The 21398-nt window shown below is 44.1% G+C and carries 23 protein-coding genes and 1 tRNA gene; 5 read left to right on the plus strand and 19 right to left on the minus strand.

Going from position 1 to position 21398, the window contains the following annotated elements; all coding sequences use genetic code 11:
- Nucleotides 1-10 precede the first annotated feature (10 nt).
- The 17 genes from fliD to MMG82_RS09855 form a co-directional block, all read right to left on the minus strand.
- The gene (gene fliD, locus MMG82_RS09775; protein WP_047539515.1) at nucleotides 11-1381 is read right to left on the minus strand and encodes a flagellar filament capping protein FliD; all 1371 of its coding nucleotides are present in this window, start codon (nucleotides 1379-1381) and stop codon (nucleotides 11-13) included.
- A 47-nt stretch (nucleotides 1382-1428) separates the two neighbouring features.
- Nucleotides 1429-1815: a flagellar protein FlaG gene (locus MMG82_RS09780; protein WP_047539514.1), complete on the minus strand. Its 387-nt coding sequence runs from the start codon at nucleotides 1813-1815 to the stop codon at nucleotides 1429-1431.
- 131 nt (nucleotides 1816-1946) lie between these two features.
- Nucleotides 1947-2765 (minus strand): flagellin, encoded by an 819-nt coding sequence (locus MMG82_RS09785; protein ID WP_047539512.1) that lies wholly within the window; start codon nucleotides 2763-2765, stop codon nucleotides 1947-1949.
- Nucleotides 2766-3019: 254 nt separating this feature from the next.
- Nucleotides 3020-3841 (minus strand): flagellin, encoded by an 822-nt coding sequence (locus MMG82_RS09790; RefSeq protein ID WP_047539510.1) that lies wholly within the window; start codon nucleotides 3839-3841, stop codon nucleotides 3020-3022.
- Between the two features lie 94 nt (nucleotides 3842-3935).
- A complete protein-coding gene (flgL, locus tag MMG82_RS09795; protein WP_047539508.1) occupies nucleotides 3936-5147 on the minus strand; it encodes a flagellar hook-associated protein FlgL in 1212 nt (403 codons plus the stop codon).
- Between the two features lie 11 nt (nucleotides 5148-5158).
- Nucleotides 5159-7084 carry a flagellar hook-associated protein FlgK gene (gene flgK / locus MMG82_RS09800; protein ID WP_047539506.1) on the minus strand — a complete coding sequence of 642 codons (1926 nt, stop codon included), beginning with the start codon at nucleotides 7082-7084 and terminating at the stop codon, nucleotides 5159-5161.
- A gap of 40 nt (nucleotides 7085-7124) precedes the next feature.
- Complete coding sequence (flgJ, locus tag MMG82_RS09805; RefSeq protein ID WP_047539504.1) at nucleotides 7125-8279, minus strand: flagellar assembly peptidoglycan hydrolase FlgJ; 1155 nt, start codon at nucleotides 8277-8279, stop codon at nucleotides 7125-7127.
- A 17-nt stretch (nucleotides 8280-8296) separates the two neighbouring features.
- A complete protein-coding gene (locus tag MMG82_RS09810; protein WP_037420597.1) occupies nucleotides 8297-9388 on the minus strand; it encodes a flagellar basal body P-ring protein FlgI in 1092 nt (363 codons plus the stop codon).
- An 11-nt stretch (nucleotides 9389-9399) separates the two neighbouring features.
- On the minus strand, nucleotides 9400-10074 hold the full coding sequence (gene flgH / locus MMG82_RS09815; protein ID WP_011716401.1) for a flagellar basal body L-ring protein FlgH: 675 nt from the start codon (nucleotides 10072-10074) through the stop codon (nucleotides 9400-9402).
- Between the two features lie 12 nt (nucleotides 10075-10086).
- Nucleotides 10087-10875, minus strand: coding sequence for a flagellar basal-body rod protein FlgG (gene flgG / locus MMG82_RS09820; protein WP_011716400.1), 789 nt, complete (start codon nucleotides 10873-10875; stop codon nucleotides 10087-10089).
- A 10-nt stretch (nucleotides 10876-10885) separates the two neighbouring features.
- Nucleotides 10886-11629 carry a flagellar basal-body rod protein FlgF gene (flgF, locus tag MMG82_RS09825; RefSeq protein ID WP_011716399.1) on the minus strand — a complete coding sequence of 248 codons (744 nt, stop codon included), beginning with the start codon at nucleotides 11627-11629 and terminating at the stop codon, nucleotides 10886-10888.
- Between the two features lie 171 nt (nucleotides 11630-11800).
- Nucleotides 11801-13162: a flagellar hook protein FlgE gene (flgE, locus tag MMG82_RS09830; RefSeq protein WP_047539503.1), complete on the minus strand. Its 1362-nt coding sequence runs from the start codon at nucleotides 13160-13162 to the stop codon at nucleotides 11801-11803.
- A gap of 69 nt (nucleotides 13163-13231) precedes the next feature.
- Nucleotides 13232-14011: a flagellar hook assembly protein FlgD gene (gene flgD, locus MMG82_RS09835; RefSeq protein WP_037420602.1), complete on the minus strand. Its 780-nt coding sequence runs from the start codon at nucleotides 14009-14011 to the stop codon at nucleotides 13232-13234.
- Between the two features lie 24 nt (nucleotides 14012-14035).
- A complete protein-coding gene (gene flgC, locus MMG82_RS09840) occupies nucleotides 14036-14452 on the minus strand; it encodes a flagellar basal body rod protein FlgC (RefSeq protein ID WP_011716396.1) in 417 nt (138 codons plus the stop codon).
- A 2-nt stretch (nucleotides 14453-14454) separates the two neighbouring features.
- On the minus strand, nucleotides 14455-14859 hold the full coding sequence (gene flgB, locus MMG82_RS09845; protein WP_047539502.1) for a flagellar basal body rod protein FlgB: 405 nt from the start codon (nucleotides 14857-14859) through the stop codon (nucleotides 14455-14457).
- A gap of 143 nt (nucleotides 14860-15002) precedes the next feature.
- Nucleotides 15003-15842: a protein-glutamate O-methyltransferase CheR gene (locus tag MMG82_RS09850; protein WP_037420607.1), complete on the minus strand. Its 840-nt coding sequence runs from the start codon at nucleotides 15840-15842 to the stop codon at nucleotides 15003-15005.
- Between the two features lie 102 nt (nucleotides 15843-15944).
- Nucleotides 15945-16865: a chemotaxis protein CheV gene (locus MMG82_RS09855; RefSeq protein WP_037420608.1), complete on the minus strand. Its 921-nt coding sequence runs from the start codon at nucleotides 16863-16865 to the stop codon at nucleotides 15945-15947.
- A gap of 205 nt (nucleotides 16866-17070) precedes the next feature.
- Between MMG82_RS09855 and flgA the strand changes: the two genes are divergently transcribed.
- From flgA to MMG82_RS09870, 3 genes are all read left to right on the plus strand, one after another.
- Nucleotides 17071-17778, plus strand: a complete 708-nt coding sequence (gene flgA / locus MMG82_RS09860; RefSeq protein WP_037420610.1) for a flagellar basal body P-ring formation chaperone FlgA — start codon at nucleotides 17071-17073, stop codon at nucleotides 17776-17778.
- A 74-nt stretch (nucleotides 17779-17852) separates the two neighbouring features.
- Nucleotides 17853-18179, plus strand: coding sequence for a flagellar biosynthesis anti-sigma factor FlgM (flgM, locus tag MMG82_RS09865; protein ID WP_037420613.1), 327 nt, complete (start codon nucleotides 17853-17855; stop codon nucleotides 18177-18179).
- A gap of 2 nt (nucleotides 18180-18181) precedes the next feature.
- On the plus strand, nucleotides 18182-18607 hold the full coding sequence (locus tag MMG82_RS09870) for a flagellar protein FlgN (protein ID WP_037420616.1): 426 nt from the start codon (nucleotides 18182-18184) through the stop codon (nucleotides 18605-18607).
- 122 nt (nucleotides 18608-18729) lie between these two features.
- Here the strand turns inward: MMG82_RS09870 and MMG82_RS09875 are convergent, their stop codons facing one another.
- Together MMG82_RS09875 and MMG82_RS09880 are read right to left on the minus strand one after the other, a co-directional pair.
- Entirely contained in the window at nucleotides 18730-19179 is a 450-nt protein-coding gene (locus MMG82_RS09875) for an LPP20 family lipoprotein (protein ID WP_037420620.1), read from the minus strand.
- Nucleotides 19176-19808, minus strand: a complete 633-nt coding sequence (locus tag MMG82_RS09880) for a FlgO family outer membrane protein (protein ID WP_047539498.1) — start codon at nucleotides 19806-19808, stop codon at nucleotides 19176-19178. The genes MMG82_RS09875 and MMG82_RS09880 overlap by 4 nt, the downstream gene beginning before the upstream one ends.
- A gap of 278 nt (nucleotides 19809-20086) precedes the next feature.
- Between MMG82_RS09880 and MMG82_RS09885 the strand changes: the two genes are divergently transcribed.
- Both MMG82_RS09885 and MMG82_RS09890 read left to right on the plus strand, forming a co-directional pair.
- Nucleotides 20087-21262, plus strand: a complete 1176-nt coding sequence (locus MMG82_RS09885) for a flagellar assembly protein FlgT (protein WP_037420626.1) — start codon at nucleotides 20087-20089, stop codon at nucleotides 21260-21262.
- Nucleotides 21263-21317: 55 nt separating this feature from the next.
- Nucleotides 21318-21393 (plus strand) — tRNA-Arg (locus tag MMG82_RS09890).
- Nucleotides 21394-21398: the final 5 nt, after the last annotated feature.

Raw genomic sequence — 21398 nt, forward strand, 5'->3', positions numbered from 1 at the left:
TTAGATCGATTTAGCTCTTTTTAACTGCACCAGGCAAAGAGTTTAGTCGGTCAACTAAGCCGCTACTCTGCTGATTGAGTTGCCCAACAACAAGATCCATCGCATTAAACTGTTTGGTTAAACGGGCGGTTAGTTGGTCCATCTTCAATGTAAATGCAGCTCTTTGATCAGCTAAACGACTTTGCTGACTCGTATAGCTAGACTGACGATCAGCAATCAAACCTGTTGATTTAACATAGCTATTAGCAAGATCGTTAAACCGATTAGCAAGACCTTTATCTGGAGTTGCAAACAGTGCTTCAACGCTCGGCATATCTTCGGTGAGTGCTTTATTGAGTTTTGTGTCATCTACGGATAATTTTCCGTATCTGTCTGTTTTAATACCAATATCATAAAGCGCTATTGAACCACCATCCGCAGTGGGAACACGTCCACTTGCCACACTGCGAAGCTGGGATTCAATTGAGCGAATCATAGAGTCGCCCTGTAGTGCGGCAGCCGTTTTTTTGTCTTTGTCGTAGGCGGACATCTTATCGATGGCCGTCACTAAACTATTGTAGGCATCAACAAAAGCTTGAACGTTTGTTTTTACAGCTTCATTGTCTTGCTCAATTTTAATCGTCGTTGTTTTAGCAACATCGGCATTGGTTAAATTCAGTGTCACACCGGTTATGGCATTTTTTACTTCATTACTTTGTGAGGTGACTTTTTGACCATCAATATAAAGTACTGCATTTTTAGCATCTTGCAATATCGAAGTATTGCCAGAACCAAACATATCAGTAACCCCAGAACCAGACGAATTCGTTGCGGTAAGACTAATTTGGTTATCTTCACCGGTTTTATTTGAGCTAAACACTAACCGGCTTCCTGCATCGCTGGTAATCACAGTTGCAGTGACACCAACATTATCAGAAGCTTCATTGACTTTTTTGGCAATTGTAGCCAAAGAATCGGTAGCTGCTATATCAACAGAAAAGCTTTTACCATTAACACCAAATGCTAAACTACCCTCCCCTACTGGTTGTGTAGCATCGGTAACATTGGTACCAGCAATCTTATGGTTAGTTGCTAATTGCTCAACTTTAATCCCATAGCTACCAGCTTGAGCTGTTTTTTCAGCTTTTGCGCTAAGGTATGCATCAGTGCTAACAGATATTTTCCGTTGATTTAACGCATCACCTGTTTGAAGTTTCTTAACGGCATCCTGAAACGTAGATAGCGCACTCTTTAAAGTCCCCATTGCAGAAACTTTTGCTTTGATGCTGTCTTCCGTCTTATTAAACATCGCTTCTTTGGGGGCTTTCTCAGCATCAACTAACACTTTTACGATGTTAGAAATGTCTAAACCAGACCCCATACCTGTCGCTGTTAATGCCATAAAAACCTCTCACTCATCAACGGATAAATTACTGTGTGGTGTGAGTTTTAAGCTTCTGTCTTCATTAGCAGACCTGTCACTTCTGACAATTTTTCTGCTAATTTTAGTGCTTCCTCACTCGGCATCTGTCTGATGACATCACCAGTATCTCTATCTAAGACTGTTACTACTGCTTGCCCTGAATTTTCGTCAACTTTAAATGCAAGCCCTTTACGCATCATTGACATCATGTCAGAAAGTTCAGTAGCTACTTGGGTTAATTTTTCAGGATTTTGTTCATCTTCTGTTGCTCTTTGCTCAGTAGACTGTTCAACAGCTGATACGGCAGCATTGCGTTTTAACTCAACATCCGCCGTCGGTGCTTTCAGTGGTACTTGAGCCAAATCAATACGGCTAGGAACCTGCATTGACGTGCTTGCTATATTAGTATCCATAGCTATACCTCACCATCATAAGCATTTGTCTTTTATACAGCCTAACAAACACTATAACTTAATGATCATTTATGTGGCAAAGGGAGATCCGTCACCGAACCTCCCTTAGAACCTTATGCTTCAATAGATGATTAAAGCAGTGATAAGGCCACTTGAGGTAATTGGTTAGCTTGCGCCAACATTGCAGAACCTGTTTGTTGCAACACTTGGTTCTTGGTCATTTGTGACGTTTCTTTCGCAAAGTCAACGTCTACAATACGGCTCTTCGCATCGGCAACGTTTGCTTGGGTGTTAGCACTGTTACTGATGTTATGGGCTAAACGGTTTTGGATAGCACCTAAATCCGCACGTTGCGCGTCAATTGTTTTGATTGCTGCGTCAATTTTCTTTAAAGATGATGCTCGGGCAGCTGATGTTGTATTACCTAAAGAGCCGACAGATAAAGAAGATTTGTTACTGGCTTTTACAGTAACTTTAATATCTTCGCCATCTTGTGCACCAACTTGGAAGCTCTTACCTGCAGAGAAACCACCTGCTAAGAGCTTAGTTGTACCAAAAGCCGTAGTTTTACCAATTTCATCAATCTCGTTGGCGAGTTGATCCATTTCAGCTTTTAGTGCGGTTAAGTCTGCAGTGCTGTTAGCACCGTTTTCAGACTGAACGGTTAAGTCACGCATACGTTGTAACATGTTAGTTTGTTCTTGCATCGCGCCTTCAGCAATCTGTGCAATAGAGATCGCATCGTTGGCGTTACGCATACCCACTTCTAAGCCACGAACCTGACTATTTAAACGGTTAGAAATAGCTAAACCTGCTGCGTCGTCTTTTGCGCTATTAATGCGCAGACCACTGGATAAACGTTCCATTGAAGTGGCCAAACCGCTAGCGGAAGTATTTAAGTTTTTCTGTGCTTTTAAAGATGTAACGTTTGTGTTTACTGTAATGGCCATGATCGTTTCCTCTTTATACCTGGCTTGTCTAAACTTGCCTGTCTACTTAAGCCAGGCGGGTCTTAGTGGTTACAGTATATTTAACGGCCGTCTTTTTTTTATCTTTAGTATTATTTTTGAAAAATTTTTATCTTTATAAAAAATCTTTTTTTTCATAGAGATAAATATTTTAAATTAAAAAACTTTGCCTACTTTTCTAAACATAGCTAGAAAAAGTAGGCAAAAGTACTCTACAAAAATGCGCCAAATGAAACTTAACCCAACAGTGACAATGCGACTTGCGGTAATTGATTTGCTTGAGCTAGCATCGCAGAACCCGTTTGTTGTAAAACCTGATTCTTGGTCATTGCAGAGGTTTCTTTTGCAAAATCCACATCCACAATACGGCTCTTCGCATCAGCAACGTTTGCTTGAGTGTTCGCACTGTTACTAATGTTATGTGATAAACGATTTTGAACCGCACCTAAATCGGCGCGTTGGGCATCAATCGTTTTAATTGCGGCATCAATTTTCTTCAAAGAAGATGCTCTTGCGGCTGAAGTAGCGTTACCTAATGCAGCTACGGATAAGGATGTTTTATTACTCGCTTTTACCGTAACCTTAATATCTTCACCTTCTTGATGCCCCACTTGGAATACTTTTCCAGCAGAAAAGGTACCTGTAAGCAATTTAGTATTACCAAAAGCAGTACTATTACCAATACTGTCAATCTCTGTTGCCAGTTGATCCATTTCAGCTTTTAAGGCTTCTAAATCAGCTGTACTGTTAGCCCCGTTTTCAGACTGAATGGTCAAATCACGCATACGCTGCAACATGTTGGTTTGCTCTTGCATCGCACCTTCTGCAATTTGTGCGATAGATATTGCATCGTTTGCGTTACGCATACCCACCTCTAAACCACGAACTTGGCTATTTAAGCGGTTAGAAATAGCTAGACCAGCAGCGTCATCTTTCGCACTGTTAATGCGAAGACCGCTCGATAGACGTTCCATAGAGGTTGCTAAACCACTACTAGAGGTATTTAAATTTTTCTGTGCCTTCATCGAAGTCACGTTTGTATTAACTGTAATAGCCATGTTGAGTTCCTCTTCCTAGTTATACCGCCAAGGCTTGGAGCTTGGCTAAATTTTTAACAATTTATCTTACAGAGGGTTAGGTCTTTGCTTTCTGTTAAATAAAGTCAAACAGGGAAACAGAACCCACCTTACTAAACACGTTAGAGACTGCGTTCAATGCAAGCTGCTGCTTTTCAAATTCCGTAATCGCTGACGCATAATCCAGATCTTCCAGAAGTGATAGTGCTGAAGTATTCACCACTTTCTCCTCTGTATGTGTATCCTTGTAGCGCTCGACGGTTTTCAGATTATTTCCCGCCACACTTCTGGCTGAACTCATCTGATTGACGCCGCTATCGATATTATTCAATAACTGTGCCAACTGAGCTTTTCCTTGGGGAGAATTTGCTGCGTTAGGATCTTCGATCAGAGCGATTGCATTACTGATCGTGTCAAAAATACTGACCTCAGCCTGAGGTTCCATGCTGAAACTATCACCAGCACTGGGTTTACCGTCTATCTTGACCTCTATTCCATTAAAACTCACAGGTGTCGTGGCATCGAAGTTAGCAACGTTTGCGACTGGATTATTTGCTGAATCAAGCACCTGTAGATTGACGCCACCAGAACCGTTATCAGAAAAATTAAAGGTATAAGTATCAGCCACATAAGTCGCTTGATCGGCTATTTTGGCTGTATCAACGTTAAATCCACCTTGCTGGCTGGCCAAATAATTGACGCTATAATCGCCAAGCCCATTGGGAGCCTTCATAAACGCGAGATCGCCAGGAATATTGGTTCCAATGGCAACACCTGATTGCACTAAGCTATCGCGAACCCCAGAATCGCCGCTGTATACGATCTTGGGTGGAGTGGAATTATCAAAAGAGAAGGGTTGTTTGTCGGTACTAAACCCAGAGAACAGATAATTACCCGATTCATCTTTGCTATTGGCAATAGAGAGTAGTTCTTCAAGACTATCTTTCATCTCATCGGCAATCATTTGCCGCTCTGAGTCAGATAAAGTGCCGTTGACAGCACGCATCAACTGTTCACGAATAGAACCTGTTAAGTCTTCCGCACTGCCCAACTTGCTTTCTGTAACGGCAAGGCGGTTATTGGCATAGTCGATATTCTTCATAAATTGATCGACTAAGGCATTACGTTGATTTAGGTTGTCGATACCTAAAGCGGCAACAGGGTCATCCCCAGAGGTGTTGACCTTTTTGCCAGTGCTAAGCTGTTCTAAAATTTTGCTCGTTGCGGTTTGTTTTTGCAGCACGCTAGTAATACTTTGATTAAAGAGCTGCGCGGTTGATAATCGCATCGTCACTTCTCCTAACGCACTGAAGTCAATAGACTGTCAAAAATTTGCTGCGCGGTTGACATAATTCGCGCAGAAGCCTGATAAGCTTGTTGAAAACGCATCAGGTTGGCCGCTTCTTCATCTAAGTTCACGCCTGATTCACTTTCAACTCGGGTATAAGCTTGCTTATAAATGGCTTCTGCAGACCCCACTCGTACTTCAGCTGCTTTTGTTTGACTGCCAATATCCTGTTTGGTCTTTTGAAATACGTCTGCAAGCGTTGACTTACCACCATTCATCACTTTGGTTTCACTCAGTTTTGCCATCGCAACGGCGTTGGTGTTATCGCCCTCTGCAAAAGATAAATCGAAGGTAAATTTGTCACCTGCGGCTGCGCCGCTACTCTCAACTTCAAAGGTAAAACCAAATGCACTGATGCTCGGTGGCGTATAAGGCGCAGCAGCACCGAGTGATGCGCCTGATGCATCAAACGCTTCAAAGGTCGGCGGCACGGCAGTTGTATTTAACTGAATAGTCAGCTCACCCCCTTTTACAGGGAAATTCGCCGCATTACGGTCAGTAATTTGCGTGAGCTTAACTTGAGTGTTACCTGAGTTCGCAGTATCTGCGGTAATTTTGGGCGCCGCGGCAGCGATACCTTTAGGATCGGTCATCACTACTTCAATGCCATTCGCGGCCCCTGCGGTTGGACGAATGGCAAATCTGTCTCCAGAGGCCATGGCGCCAGCTTTAATATCAATAGAAAATCCAGCACCGCCTTCTAACTTAGTGCCGTTTAAGGTAAGCGGCGTTATCGCGCCAGTTTGCGTATCTCTCAGTTGATAGGTCGACGGCGCCGTAAACGACAGTTCATATGAACCACCCGTTAAGGTACTGGTATCATCAATATTGACGCCTAAGGTTGCGTTACCTGTATTACCAGAAAGACCAGCAACACGGCCTAAGGACATTAGAGGATCGTTAATATCTTTGAACATATTTGCGCCAACTTGGCCATTAAGATCAAATCCTTGCGCTTGCAGTTTATTAAAGCTGTCTGCAACCCCTAAGGCCAATTGATCAAGCTCTAAGCTCGCAGGCATCAAAGTTTGGTCACGGTATTCAAACAATGCCCCCAACTGCCCTCCTAACTTGCTAGGATCGGCTTTTACGCTTTGTGAGCCAATGGTCGATACCAATTGCAATTCGTTGGGGAAGGGATCGCCCGTCGTCGTGCTCATCGACATCGCCACTTCCCCCGAAACCAACATGATAGAACCGCCTAACATGATGCTCTTTGCCCCATTATCCAAGGGGATCACATTCACCTGCGCATACTGACTTAACTCTTGCACAAGCGCGTCTTGCTTATCTAATAAAATCGGATCTTGATTAGGCGATTTCATCAACTCAAGATTGAGATTAGCAAGTTCAGTGCTGATCTCATTAATGCGCTTAGTCATCCCAGTGATTTGATCATTGGTTTGATTTAGCTGCCCGTTCAAGGTTGACTGCATTTGATTCAAGCTATTTGCCAGTTGTTTGGCATCATTTAAGGTTGAGCTACGAATACCTAAATCAGCAGGTAAGTCTGCCAAGCTATTTAAGCCTGCAAACAAATCGTTCAAGCTCTGTGGTATCACTTTACCAATTTGGGAGAAAATTTGGTCCAGCTCACTAAGCTTGCCATAGCTAGCCTCAGCCGCACTCAGAGTCGTTTGGCCAATACGCAGTTCGCGCGAGGCATAGTCATTATAAATACGTTTTACATCAGAAACATATGTCCCAGTACCGTAAAAACCATTTCCAAGACGTTGAGAATCTAAGGTGGTTTGGGTTGCCACTTGTCGGTGATAACCCGCGGTATTGGCGTTAGCAATGTTATTACTGGTCACCCCTAGTTGCGACTGAGAAGCGAGCACCCCTGTACGGGCAATGTTTAATAGATCGATAGCCATTAGCCGATACTCCTCAACATTAATGTCTTATGAAGAATGATCATTTGTCTTCTCCTGGCAGTATCGATTTCAGCTCTTCACTGATGGACTGCATGACTTTAATCACTTTTTCAGCATATTTTGGATCGGTAGCGTAACCCGCATCCTGCAATGCACGGATAAACTGAGTCGGTGACGCTGCCACTTTCTTGGCATCTTGATAGCGCTCACCGTCAGCAATAAAGGAAACAAAATCGTTAAAACTATGCTCAAAATCGTTGTAAACCCGGAAATCGGCTTTTTGTCTAACGGCAATACCCTGCTCAAACTCCAAGGTACTCACGTTAGCTTTATCACCCAGCCAACGACGATCCGCTTTAATATTGAATAAGTTATGGCTAGGAGCGCCGTTATTTCCGCGAACAATTTTTTGCCCCCAACCAGTCTCGAGGGCCGATTGAGCCAATAACACTTCAGGTTTAGTGCCAAGGGCTTTAGCGGCTTTTTCTGCATGGGGATATAACGTCGCTAAAAATTCTTCACGGCTACCAAACTTAAGCGTCTTTTGCGTTTCTCTAAATGCCACTGTCGGCAATATTTGGCCGCTGATAACAGGTTCTATCGGTGATAAGGGTTGCTCAGACCAGCTTGGCTTAGGTGTATCTATCGCCAACAAGCGTTCAGGTCGGTCAATGTCTAAGGAAGAAGTGACACCATCGGCCTTTTCAAATTCAACATTTGGACGCGCTATCGATGCAGGCACACCTTGTACGGCTTGTTCTGAAGTGTTGCTATTTATAGCTTCAGCAGTCGATGGGGCTTGAACAGGAATATTAAACGCTTTAGCGTCATGTTCTAGTTTCATGCCACCATCATTACGTAGCACCGATGCAGGTGTTAGCTGGCTTGACTCAGGAGACAACTGCTGCACCATCATATCAGCCAGCCCCAGCACACCTTTATCCGATAAGTCGACGGACAATTGCTGATCCCGCATCTGCTCATAAAATTTGGTGTATTGACTATTGAGAGGACTGTCTGACTCGAACACCGCATTAGCATCACGCATGCTCTTCATCAGCATTTGCACAAAAACGCCTTCAAATTGTTGGGCGACTTTTTTCAAAGCGCCCTTTTCATCTTTCTGAGCCTGGGCGCGCAGGTTATCGAGCCCGCCCAGATCAAGAAAATGTGATGAACTTGAAAGCTTTTCCATGATTTTCCCGACAGAAATTAGATGATGATAAGTTCACCATGCAAAGCACCTGCCACTTTTAACGCCTCCAGAATGGCAAGGACATCTGAAGGGGCTGCACCGACCAAATTCACGGCGCGCACTAATTCATCTAAGGTCGTGCCGGGATTAAACATAAACATCCTGCGATCACTTTCAGTCGCATTTATCGTGCTATTGCTGGTCACTGTTGTTTGGCCATTGGCTAGCGCATTTGGCTGAGACACCTGAGTCGCTTCGGCGATCGTCACCGTCAAACCACCATGAGTCACAGCCGCAGGTAATAACTTGACGTTCTGCCCAACGACTATCGTGCCAGTACGCGAATTCACAATCACTTTGGCAGACTCTTCAGCAGGTTCCACCTCAATATTTTCGAGCGTAGCTAAAAAAGACACCCGTTGTGATACATCCCTTGGCGCACTGACCTGAATCGACGTTGCATCCAACGGGCGCGCCATATCAGGGCCGAGCAGATCATTAATCGCATCGGCCATACGCTGCGCGGTCGAAAAATCCGAGCGACGTAAGTTAAACGTCAAATAATCGCCAGTAGAAAACGGCGTAGCCACACTGCGTTCAACAATTGCGCCGTTAGGAATACGGCCAACCGTTGGCGTGTTTTGAATCACTTTCGAACCATCCAAACCATCGGCACTAAAACCACTTACCACTAAGCTGCCTTGGGCAATCGCATATACATTGCCATCAACCCCTTTGAGGAAGGTTTGCAGTAACGTCCCACCACGTAAGCTTTTTGCTTCACCTAGGCTTGAAACGGTCACATCCAATTCTTGGCCTGGTTTAATAAACGCTGGCATATCGGCATGCACAGCAACCACGGCCACGTTTTTGATTTTGGGTCTAAAATTTTCAGGCAAATTGATGCCGAAATTTTTAAGCATGGTGGTGAATGTTTGCTCTGTGTAATTGGTTTTCTCACCCGTACCAGGCAACCCCACTACTAAGCCATAACCAATTAACTGGTTATTTCGTACCCCTTGCACATTAGCAATATCTTTAATGCGTTCAGCCTGGCTTGGCATCGAAAACGCCAACATAACAACGGCCAAAATGAGTTTATATTTCATGATATGACTCCTTAGAAGGGCCACCAATCGCTCATAAAGAACTGGCTTAACCAGCCCACTTTTTGCGCTTCGGCGAAAGTACCAGTACCGCTATATTGAATACGCGCATTGGCCATACGGGTTGAATCAATGGTGTTATCTGGCTTGATATCCTGCGAGCGCACAATACCGGTCACGCGAATAAACTCATCACCATTGTTGATTGAAATCCACTTTTCACCGCGCACAACTAAGTTACCGTTATTGAGCACTTGCATAATATTGGCGGAGATACTGCCATCTAAGCTATTGCTTTGATCTGCATCGGATTCACGCTTAGTATTCATGCTGTCTTTGTAGCGTAAATCGAGGGGAATACCGCCTAAAGACACATTGCTCCCGCCGGCATAAATGGGATCGAGTGTCATATCAGAACCTTTTTTGATCTGATTACCGGCACTCTTTTTCGCCTGAGTCGCTTCTTTCAACACGATAGTGATAATGTCACCGACTTTATGGGCACGAATATCCGAGTAAAGACTCGCCGCTTGGCTATCTTGGTAAATCGACCCCGTTGCAGCAATTTTAGTCGGTGGTGCTTCGGGATAAACTGGGGCATAGAAGGGATCATCCGCAATCGGCTTCTTTGGAGTTGAACTACATGCCGCCAGCAAGAGCGTACTAGCCAATAGTAGATATCTAGCCATGATCATGTGCCTCTATAGATTCTGATTCACATAAGCCAGCATCTGATCGACCGCCGAAATCACTTTGGAGTTCATCTCGTAGATCCGCTGACTTTCAATGAGGTTAACTAGCTCTTCGGTCACGTTCACGTTAGAGGTTTCTAACGCACCTTGACGAATCGCTCCCATACCATCAAGTGATGCAGTGCCTTGAATAGGCGTACCACTCGCACCAGTTTCGGTGTATAGGTTTTGTCCCATAGGATCTAAACCCGACGGGTTAATAAAGTCGGTCATACTTAGCTGCCCAACGACCTGGTTTTCCGCCGCACCTGGTGTTTTTACCGAAACTTCCCCTTCAGCAGAGACCGTAATACTGGTTGCATCCTCAGGAATAGTGATCGCAGGTTGCAACACATAACCCGAACCCGGCGTGACAATTTGCCCTGTATCATCTAAGGTAAATTGACCATTACGGGTATAAGCCGTAGTCCCATCGGGGAGCTGCACTTCGAAAAATCCAGGACCTTCAATCATCAAATCGAGCGAGTTATCCGTGGTCAGCATATTGCCTTGGGTAAACATTTTTTGGGTGGCTACCACCTTGGTACCCGCACCAATGTTCAAACCGTTTGGCAACTTAGTGTTAGAGGCGCTGATCCCACCCGCTTGGTTAACAGTTTGATAAAGTAAGTCCTCAAATACCGCGCGGCTTTTTTTATAGCCCACAGTGCTGGCGTTAGCGACGTTGTTTGAAATCACCGCAATATCGGTTTGCTGTGCGTCTAAGCCAGTTTTACTAATCCATAACGCTGGATGCATAATTTATCTCCTAACTAATCCGCATTAATGAGGATGAAGCGCGGTCATTTTCTTCCGCGGTTTTCATCATCTTCACTTGCAATTCAAATTGTCGCTGTAGGTCGATTAAGGACACCATCTCATCCACGGGATTGACGTTACTGCCCTCTACAGCACCACTTTCTACAAATACACTGGGATCGGCAGGCGCCGGATCACCGGATACCAAACGGAACAACCCATCCTCGCCGCGCATCATTTGTGCATTGCCAGGGTTTACTAACTTTAATCTTCCTACCTCTTCGACGACTTCTGTCGTCGCACCTTGAGGACGAACAGAGATAATCCCATCCTGTGAAATAGTGACCTTTTCAATTGGCAGCGGTAACACAATCGGTCCGGCATCACCCATCACGGGATTACCACGGTCGTTATGCAATAAACCTGTTGAGTCAAAACTGAGACTGCCAGAACGGGTATAAGCTTCACTACCATCCTGTGCTTGCACGGCAAACCAACCGTCACCTTTAATGGCAACGTCAAGATCGCGTCCAGTAGATTTAATCGGGCCCGAACGAAAATTGGCGGAGGGGGTTTCAACCATGGCAAAGACCCTTGTCGGCAATCCTTCACCAAAGGCTTGCATCGATCTGGCTTGCGCCATATCCGACTTAAATCCATCGGTATTTGCGTTGGCTAAGTTGTTGGCACGCAACGCCAACTCATTCATATTTTGCTTAGCGCCGCTCATGGAGATATAAAGGAATTTGTCCACAGACTGCTCCGTCAAAGTTTCAACCTGACAATAGCAAAGCAAGCATCATGCCAATAAAATAAGCAGCTAGTTAACTGATAAATTAGGAGATTTTAATAAACGAATGAATGCACAACAGAAAGAGGCTAAGTGTTGCCGCTTGCGGCAACACTTAGCAGAGACAAGATTAACTTAACGAATTTGCAGAACAGTTTGTTGCAGAGTGTTATTCACTTCCAGCGTACGTGAGTTGGCTTGGAAGTTACGTTGTGCCGAAATCAAATCCACCAGCTCAGTCGTTAAGTCAATGTTAGATTGCTCTAACGCTGAAGAACTGAGACTACCAAACGTACCACTGTTAGGCTCACCAGCCAGCGCAGGACCTGACGATAAACTGGCTTTCCACGAGGTATTACCCACTTGTGTCAACCCTTGTTCGTTTGCAAAGCGAACTAAAGCAACGCGGGCTAATGGCACTGTTGAACCATTGGAGTAACTGGCAGTGATCAAACCATCTTCACCAATTTCGACATTGGTTAAACGCCCTACTGTGGTACCGTCCTGTGACAATTCAGTGGCGGCAAAGGGAGCTGAATATTGGGTTGGTGCATTAAATTTAATCGTCACGGCTTGAGTACCATCAGCACCAGGGCCTAACACACCAGCGCCGCCAACCCCTAGCGCTTCGGTGGCGACGACTGCCGGATCACTCCCAGTATACACACCGACGGAATTAAACTTCAGAACCGATCCCTTCCAGCCGCCAGCCGTTTGAGCTGTGCCAGAAGCATCGGGAGTGCCATCACCATTGGTGTCAGTCTGATATGTACCAGCAGGGCCAGAAATATCAACTTGTTTACCATCAATGGCATAGTATGCAACCCAGTTGTTTTCACCATTATATGAGCCATTATTTGGCTTGACGAAATAGGTCGTCATGATATGTGGCTCACCCAGAGAGTCATAAATCGTCATGGATGTCACACTGTTATAGGTTTTGGAGTCTAAAGGATCAAAAGCAGCAGGGTCGAGTGAACCTTCTTTTGCATTTAAATTCATCTGCAAAGTCACGTTTTCAGTTTGAACAGGGCTACCTGCAGTATCAGGAATTTGTACTGGCTTAGCTGTCGTTAAACTGACAGAGGTAGAGTTACCATCTTTGTCAACTGGAAAGGTCTGCAAAAAATTCCCAGCAGAGTCAACCATATAATTATTTTTGTCGACTTTGAAAGCACCTGCCCGAGTAAACTGATGATCCAAGGTACCTATCTCGGACGCAGTTACAAAAAAGCCACCGCCTTTAATCGCTAAATCTAACGAGTTATTCGTCAGTTGCAAACTACCTTGGTGGAATTGCTGCGCCACTTGGCTCGTAGCCACACCGCCACCCACAGCGGTTTTTGAGTTTGAGAAAATTGAATTAGCGTAAACATCCGCAAATTCAGCACGCGACTCTTTAAAGCCAATGGTGTTAGCATTCGCGATATTGTTCGCAGTAGTGTTCAAATCTTTCTGCGCAGCAGAAATGCCACTCAATGCAATGTTAAACGACATAATTCACCTCTACATTTGCTCAATTCAATGATGGACAAGTGTGATGTCCATTTACAATCTTGATAACGATTAAACTTCACTAATCGCAAGTACATCCGACAGTTTAAAGGCCATTCCACCCTTGAGATTCAAAATGGCGCCAGTCGCTGCAGTACCTAAAGAAACACTGGTCACATGCGCATAGGTCGATACAGCTAACGCTTGTGATTTATCATTCACCAAACCCGATGCTTTAATCGAGTAATTACCTGCAGCAACGGGTTCTCCTTTATCATTCAAACCATCCCACTTGACATCAGTGTTACCACCCTTACTACCATCAACAGTAAATGTTCTAACGACTTGCCCCTTATCATCTTCGATTCGAACATTAATGACGGGAATTTTCTCTGAAGTACTGATCACACCATTTAAGCCTGGGCTTTCTGCAGAGATATAACCCGTATCAGTCGGTAACAGCACTTTTCGCCCAACTAATCCCGATGCTTGCAAAGCTTGGCTTGATGTCATCACACTGTTTAAATTAACAATTTGATCATTTAACTTAGAAATGCCATCGACAGTAGAAAAAGATGCCATCTGTGCAATCATCTGGTCGTTATCAACGGGCTTGAAGGGATCCTGCATCGATAACTGCTGGCTGAGTAATGAGAAAAAATCCTCTTGAGTGAGCTGCTGACTCTTAGCCTCTGGAACAGCAGAACTATTCGGCAAACGTAATCCATCCAAAAATGGGTTACCTGTCGAGCTAGTCGAGGTTTTCGTGGTATTGGTTGATACCGTATTCGATTGAGTGTTTGTTTGAGTCAGCTGCGATGAGGTTTGACTCAGTTGGTTAATGAGGCTCACAACGTACCTCCTAAATAACGCATATTATTTACCCATCCCAAGTGTTTGTTGCAGCATAGATTTTGCCGCCTCAGCCACTTGAACATTCATCTGATATGAGCGAGAAGCTGAAATCATGTCAGCCATTTCTTCCATGACATTGACATTTGGTTTGTAAATAAAGCCATCAGCATCCGCCATCGGATGATCCGGCGAATACTCTTTTAATAGGGGCTTATCACTCTCGACTATGCCTTTCACCGTGACACCTTGGGAAGCTTGTTGCTGACTTTGCGCCTTGGCCATTTCGGCTTCGAAAATAGGATGACGAGAACGGTAAGTTTTATCTACACTGCTGGAGACTGAATCTGCGTTAGCAATGTTACTCGCGGTAGTATTTAGCCGCAGAGACTGGGCTGACATGCCAGACCCCGCAACATCGAAGATATTAAATAAACTCATGATTAATCCCCTCTCAGCGCTTTTTTCATACCGCTAAATTTACTGTCTAAAAAACCCAGAGACATTTGATATTCGAGAGCATTTTGCATAAATGCTGATTGCTCTTGTTGAACGTCGACAGTATTGCCATCCCCAGTATCGGGTTGATTCGGCACTCGAAATTTAACGTACTGCCCGGTTAGCTGCGCTAGCCCAAAATGCTGCTCATCAGCGGTCATATCTAAGCTATTACGCTGTTGTTGCTGGGTTTTAGCAACATTTAAGGCGGCAGAAAAATCGACGTCACGGGCTTTATAATGTGGCGTATCAGCATTTGCGATATTGCTTGAAATCACTTCAGCCCGCTCAGCACGGATCCCCAACGTGAATTGGTGAACACCCAGTGCCTTATCAAAATTAATCGCCATAAAATTGCCTCCATCGTGTCACTCACGGGAACAAAGCAATTCATGTGCCAATACTTTTATGGGAGGTAATAAAGTTTGTGAGGGATATAGCAGATAAAAAAATTACCGAACTATGCCGGTAATTATCAATTAAAATCAAACCCTTAAGTTTTCTTTTGGTAATAAATGCCAGGGTTACAACGAACCATATCAAATTCATCAGTAAGGCCAGCAATGGATTCGGATGCGCCTAAAAAGAGGATACCTTTGGGATTTAACGCGGCAGCAAATTGCCGCAAAATTTTTGCTTTTGCCTCAGGGGCAAAATAGATCAACACATTTCGGCAAAAAATAATGTCAAACTTACCCAACAAAGTGTAACTCTCGAGCAAGTTATGAGCTCGGAAATTGACGAGACGTTTAACGTTATCCTTTATGCGCATGTTGCCAGAAGGCAAAGCATCAAAAAACTGCCGCTTACGTTCTTCAGACAATCCACGTGCTAACGCTAAACTATCATACTCAGCATTTTTACATCGCTCCAACATAGAAGGAGAAAGATCCGTTGCTTGAATCGAGGCACCACCAGGCAGCGCCCCTGGTTTTTTTTGCTGGTACTCTAATATGGTCATTGCTAAAGAATATGGCTCTTGACCCGACGAGCAAGCTGCAGACCATATCTTTAAAGGTCTACCTAACTTACTGTATTCTGGTAATAGCACATTATTAAGCAATTCAAATGGATAACGATCACGAAACCATAAGGTTTCATTAGTGGTCATGGCATCAATAACTTCAGCTCGTAAAGCTCGTTCCGTGGGTTTCATCGAATGCTTTACCACATCGGATAACGAAGGAAGGTTATATTTGCCCATCAATGGCGCGAGACGACTACGTACGAGGTATTGTTTATTTTCACCTAGCACGATGCCGCTATGTTGTTCTAAGAACAACCTAAATTGATTATATTCTGCTTCAGCGAGTGATTTATCAGGCACATTCACGTCCTAGATCCTATAGCAAGCACCAAAATAAGTGCACAACAATCATGTAATAAGGGCTAGATTATAGCGTAAAGCTCAACTAGGCACTAACCCACACTCTCACTACAAACTTAAATGCTTGTTCACTGCCGCAGCTAATTCGTCAGGGTTAAATTTTGCGATAAAGTCATTGGCACCAACCTTTTGTACCATGGCTTGGTTAAAGACACCGCTTAATGAGGTGTGCAGTACCACCTTGATATTTTTAAGCTTAGGATCATCACGGATCTCAGCCGTTAAGGTATAACCATCCATTTCGGGCATCTCAATATCGGAGATAATGAGTGGAATTTCATCGGCAACGTTATTCATTTCACTTGCAATGGCCTTGAGCTTATCAAGTGCCTCACGACCATCTTTTGCCGTGTCAATTTGTAAATTTAACGACTCTAACGACCGAATAATTTGCTTGCGTGCCACCGCAGAATCATCAATCACCATAATATGGTAATGCTGACTTCTATCGAGAGTAAGTTGCTCATTAACCTCTTCACTAATGGCCGTTTTGACAGGTGAGATTTCATCTAAAATCTTTTCAACATCCAAGATTTCAACCAATTCACCTTCAATCTCGGTAACCGCGGTTAAATAGGAATAACGCCCAGCACCTTGCGGTGGCGGCATAATGGCTTCCCAGTTCATGTTGATAATACGTTCAACAGAACTAACCAAGAACCCCTGCACACTACGGTTATATTCCGAAATGATTATAAAGCAATTTTCAGTGCTCGCTAACGGACGCCCCCCCGTTGCCGCACTCAGATCGATAACAGAAATAGTTGTGCCGCGAATATGGGCAACTCCTTTGACGTAAGGATTGAGTTTAGGCAATGTCGTTAATGGCGGGCATTGCAAAACCTCTTTCACTTTAAATACGTTTATCCCAAACCGTTGACGACCATTTAACTTAAATAGCAATAGTTCTAGCCGGTTTTGACCTACGAGTTGGGTTCGTTTGTTGACTGAATCAAGAATACTCGACATAACTCTGCCTTGTTGTTCTGTTTATGTACGGCCCTAAAACTCGTTTGAGTATAGGCATATTAATTGCTTACGTCTTGTTATCGAAAAACATAGTTGAAACTAAGTCAAACTTCTGACACCAAAAATCTAAGAAAGAAGCATTGAACAGTTTCACGCTTGATAAAAGTATAGGTGTATTCTGGCGTTACAAGCTAGTCTCTTCATTATGAAAGTAAATTTAGTCTATTTTTTGAGTATTTTCGCACTTTTTCTATCCACGGCAGCTAAGGCTGAACCCGTGATACCTAGCGTATCGGCGATATCCGAATTAGCTAAAGCCCTTATTAATGAAAAGATTGCTGTACCTGCAAATGCGAAAGTCGACATTAATCCACAAACGGTCGATAACCGAATGCTGCCAGCACAGTGCACATCACCAATAAGGGTCGAATTAGCTTCAGAACGCGAAATTAGCCGTAATAACACAATAAAAGTCAGTTGTGATACCCCCGATCTCGCCTACCCTTGGCAGATTTTTATGTCTGTTAGAGTAGACATTCTTTTTCCTGTTGTGGTCGCAACCGAAACCTTAGCGCCAGGTGAATTAATCAGTCCTTCACAGGTCGAGATCCGCTATGTTGACCAAAATAGTTTGCGTGGTATGCAATTTAGCGATACTAATCAGCTTACAGGCGTGAGAGTTAAACGCCGAGTCGCGAAAAATTATCCTATTTTTGCGAACAACCTTTGCTTTGTCTGTAAAAATGACACAGTGTCGATTTATGTGCGTTCAAATAACTTCGTACTAAAAACTGTGGGAGAGGCGCTGCAAGATGGTAATATCGGCGACCAAATTCGAATCAAAAATAGCAGTTCTAACAAAGAGCTAGATGCCATAATTACAGCGATTGGCGAAGTAGAAGTTAGAATGTAAAATAAGCTAAAGCTTTTCGATAAGCTGCCGATACCCCAGTTAAGAAATCCGTATACATGACGCTGGAGCCTAAAATGGCAATTGATATTAGCAAATTTAACGCCGGAGCGGCCGCACAAGTCCGTTCAAACAGCACTAAACAAAGCAGCGAAAGCGAGAAAACCTCTCAGGTAGCGGCTAAATCAACTCAACTAAAAGGTGACTCTGTTGTCATTACGGCTCAAGCTCAACAGTTACAAGGAGCTCAAACCAAAATGGCCAGTCTACCTGAAGTCGACCAAAAGAAGGTGGCCGAAATAAAACAAGCCATTGCCGAAGGTCGTTATAAAATTGATCCCGAAAAGTTGGCTGCGAATATTGCCAGCTTCGAAGCAGAATTAAATGAGCTTAATAAAGAGTAACTATGACAGAAATAGCTAAACTGGTAGATCAACAACACGCCCATTTGGCTGTTCTTAAACAAATTATTCTTAAGGAAAAAGGCGCTTTGGTTGACCAAAACGCCGATTTGCTTTTGTCCCTTGCTGAGCAAAAATCAACATGTCTACAAGCCCTTAAAGCAAATGATGACTTGCTGGCTAGTCACAGCGATAAAGCCTTACTCACAGAGCAAGTTGAGCTATCCGATAAAATGGCAGTGGTTAAAGAGGCTCTAGCAGAATGCAAAGATCTCAACGCACAAAATGCTAGTTTGATCGAGATGAATCTTGCAAGCCTAAACCGCTTTGCTCAAGCCTTGCAGGCGAGCCGAAATGCCACCACGCTGACGTATAACGATAAAGGTAAAACCTCAACAATCTCAAGCTTAGGCAATGATCTAAAAGCGTAAGGTGTTATAAGTACAAACGGATTTCAAACAAAAACCGCGCTTAGTAAGCGCGGTTTTTGTTTATCGATTATCCGTACCCAAACCATCTCATGCTTGTCTTCTGGCGGATAGGAGATGACACCTTAAAAGTAAGTGACTTCTTTAATTCTCTGTGGCCGACTCTGCTGCTGATAGATTTGCCATACCTTAGAAAAATCAAGTTCTAACTCAGTAACGTAATGCTCACCTGCGGGATAACTTTTAACTACTCTTGCGCCGCGGATCACCCCAGTGACTGAAGCTTTAACATTATCATCGGTTAGCATCCAATCACTGACACTGCTGTTAGCGGTGATCTTTTGGCCGTATACTTGTTCAGCTAGCTCACGGTAAGCCACAATTTTAGATGCTTGCATCGCCATCAACATTCTTTGAGATTGCTCTTTCGCTGGTTGAGTCGCTAACGGGGCATAACCAATGGCCGTTAGCTTAGGGAAGCTAGATGGAGGAACATCTTCCCACTGCACATACTTGTCTCTAGAGGCACAACTTGTCAGTAGAAGCGCCGCAATCACTAACAGATAGCGTTTCATTTTCCATCTCCTAATACACGCACTTCATTCATACCGGGAGCCGACTGACGATATAAAATCCCATCGTGGGAGATCACTTGCTCAGAGGGCTGCATATAATTGCTTAATTCTTTTTGTGTAACAAAGGTCTGTGAAGCTGACACCACTCGGTTGTTACTTAAGGTAACGATTCGAGTATTAATGGCTAAGCCATTGGTCGTCGGGCTCATCGTGGATACCACAATATGGTCAACAGGTAAGTTGGTCGAAAGCTTTTGCCAATCACGCGTCAAAATAAAATCGCCCTCGCCAGTAACACGCAGTCCATCGGCGAGATTTAACTCCACCACGTTAAATTGAAAACTGTGCAACGATGCCATGAGTCCCTGCTGCAATTGCAGCGCAACCGCATTCGTACTCGTCATGTCGCCCACCAATACTGGTGTAGTTACAACAATAGGTTGATCAGGACGCAATGCATCATTTTGCTTGACTAGCTCGGTCACAATACGCTGAGCTAAATGATTAATCACCGCTGTCGGCGGCAAACCATTGCCATCAACTAGGCTAGGTTTTGGCGGCACAACGGGTTTAGTCGCACACCCAATCAGCACCAAAAGAGCCAGGGGAATGAACGCACGCTTTAGCATGGGAATAACCTCATTATCGATATCAATGCGCCTCAAAGCGAGCCGCAATCTTTAGTCAAAAAGATTGCAAATATTAGACCAAGTCAAAATACAATCCTTGATTCACTCACCTGATTATCGACAACGGTGCCAATAACTTTACCCTCTTTACCTATTCAGCAACTTCAGATAGTTTGGGGATATTTCATAAATCAGGCACGGAACTTGCTTTTACAGCCAATAAAACCGCCATTAAACTGACTCAACTGATTGGCACAATTGACCTGAAGGGCTTATTAATGAACATACTCAGAAAGCACTTGCTCATCATTAGCAGCCTACTGCTGGCCGCACTTCAAGCTAATCAAGCACAAGCAGAATGGGTCGAAGCCAGTGGTGAAGCAATCATCACTAATGGCAACATCGCCCAAGCGCGGGAAGAAGCCATCAATCAAGCGGTTAGCTATGCCACCCTCAGCACCGGGATCCAAATATCCAGTGAACAACAAACCACCAACGGCAATCTCACACAAGACAGCTTCGCCATTAATCGTAACGCTCAAGCGATTAGTATTCAGTTAGTAAGTGAACGCATTCAAGGGAATAAAATTTATGTGTCGCTCAGGCTCGATCTGAATGATGACCCAACACAACAATGCCCTACGGGCCAATTAAAAGCCGCGATCCTTATTCCCCAAGCCCAAATAAAAGATCGAGCACAATTACGCTACGGCCAATTATCAGGATTTGAAGAAGTCATCTCCGAAAGACTCGGTAACAGTATTGATGGCTACTCATCAACTGGATACAGCCATATCCATGCCAAAGAAAGACTCGATATCGCACAAGAACTGGTCGATATCCGCGGCTATAGACTTCCGAGTTGGCTGAGTGAAATTACCGATAGCCAATACATTTTACTACCGCAAATTATTGATATTTCAACCGAGCCAGTACAAGCCACCTTTATGGGATGGTGGGATGAAGCGCCACAAAGGCAGTTCCAATTAAAGCTTAGCCTCTATCACGGCATTAGCGGTGAAGAAGTATGGAACAAAACCTACAGCACATCGGCTCGGTGGGAATTTGAGGAACAAGCCATTGTTGCCCCCAATAGTGATAGATTTTGGCGTTCATCCTACGGCAAAAATATCAGCCAACTGCTGCAAGAAGCGACTCGCGATATTGATAACACGCTCAACTGTAGACCACTACTTGGGCAAGTTGTCAGTCGTCAAGGAGATCGGATTATTCTCAACCTAGGCCGAAAACATGGCATTCGAGTTGGTGATAAGTTCCAAGTGGTGTTACAACGCAATTTACCGGATAGACTCAATGAAATGCGTGCCATTGCTACCAAAAGCCGAGCAACAGTGCAAATTGAACAAGTGAGTGAAGAAAGTGCAACAGCCGTACTCGTTGACCAAAATGCGGTTTACAATGTACAGATAAACGACATCGCGCTTAAGATTTAAGCAACTAAATCATAAGCCTTTTAATCAAAGATAAAACCAGTATAATCACCAGTGTCTCTTCATAGCTCAACAGGATAGAGCAGCCGCCTCCTAAGCGGCCGATCGGGGTTCGAGTCCCTGTGGAGAGACCAGATAG

Origin of the sequence: Shewanella sp. MM_2022_3, from assembly GCF_022557375.1 — a bacterium.
Taxonomy (GTDB): domain Bacteria; phylum Pseudomonadota; class Gammaproteobacteria; order Enterobacterales; family Shewanellaceae; genus Shewanella; species Shewanella xiamenensis.

Bases quoted from the DNA above. Each gene is read 5' to 3' on its own strand.
- fliD (WP_047539515.1), bottom strand. From the start codon at position 1,381: ATGGCATTAACAGCGACAGGTATGGGGTCTGGTTTAGACATTTCTAAC.
- MMG82_RS09780 (WP_047539514.1), bottom strand. From the start codon at position 1,815: ATGGATACTAATATAGCAAGCACGTCAATGCAGGTTCCTAGCCGTATT.
- MMG82_RS09785 (WP_047539512.1), bottom strand. From the start codon at position 2,765: ATGGCCATTACAGTAAACACAAACGTTACATCTTTAAAAGCACAGAAA.
- MMG82_RS09790 (WP_047539510.1), bottom strand. From the start codon at position 3,841: ATGGCTATTACAGTTAATACAAACGTGACTTCGATGAAGGCACAGAAA.
- flgL (WP_047539508.1), bottom strand. From the start codon at position 5,147: ATGCGATTATCAACCGCGCAGCTCTTTAATCAAAGTATTACTAGCGTG.
- flgK (WP_047539506.1), bottom strand. From the start codon at position 7,084: ATGGCTATCGATCTATTAAACATTGCCCGTACAGGGGTGCTCGCTTCT.
- flgJ (WP_047539504.1), bottom strand. From the start codon at position 8,279: ATGGAAAAGCTTTCAAGTTCATCACATTTTCTTGATCTGGGCGGGCTC.
- MMG82_RS09810 (WP_037420597.1), bottom strand. From the start codon at position 9,388: ATGAAATATAAACTCATTTTGGCCGTTGTTATGTTGGCGTTTTCGATG.
- flgH (WP_011716401.1), bottom strand. From the start codon at position 10,074: ATGGCTAGATATCTACTATTGGCTAGTACGCTCTTGCTGGCGGCATGT.
- flgG (WP_011716400.1), bottom strand. From the start codon at position 10,875: ATGCATCCAGCGTTATGGATTAGTAAAACTGGCTTAGACGCACAGCAA.
- flgE (WP_047539503.1), bottom strand. From the start codon at position 13,162: ATGTCGTTTAACATTGCATTGAGTGGCATTTCTGCTGCGCAGAAAGAT.
- flgC (WP_011716396.1), bottom strand. From the start codon at position 14,452: ATGAGTTTATTTAATATCTTCGATGTTGCGGGGTCTGGCATGTCAGCC.
- flgB (WP_047539502.1), bottom strand. From the start codon at position 14,859: ATGGCGATTAATTTTGATAAGGCACTGGGTGTTCACCAATTCACGTTG.
- MMG82_RS09855 (WP_037420608.1), bottom strand. From the start codon at position 16,865: ATGTCGAGTATTCTTGATTCAGTCAACAAACGAACCCAACTCGTAGGT.
- flgA (WP_037420610.1), top strand. From the start codon at position 17,071: ATGAAAGTAAATTTAGTCTATTTTTTGAGTATTTTCGCACTTTTTCTA.
- flgM (WP_037420613.1), top strand. From the start codon at position 17,853: ATGGCAATTGATATTAGCAAATTTAACGCCGGAGCGGCCGCACAAGTC.
- MMG82_RS09870 (WP_037420616.1), top strand. From the start codon at position 18,182: ATGACAGAAATAGCTAAACTGGTAGATCAACAACACGCCCATTTGGCT.
- MMG82_RS09875 (WP_037420620.1), bottom strand. From the start codon at position 19,179: ATGAAACGCTATCTGTTAGTGATTGCGGCGCTTCTACTGACAAGTTGT.
- MMG82_RS09880 (WP_047539498.1), bottom strand. From the start codon at position 19,808: ATGCTAAAGCGTGCGTTCATTCCCCTGGCTCTTTTGGTGCTGATTGGG.
- MMG82_RS09885 (WP_037420626.1), top strand. From the start codon at position 20,087: ATGAACATACTCAGAAAGCACTTGCTCATCATTAGCAGCCTACTGCTG.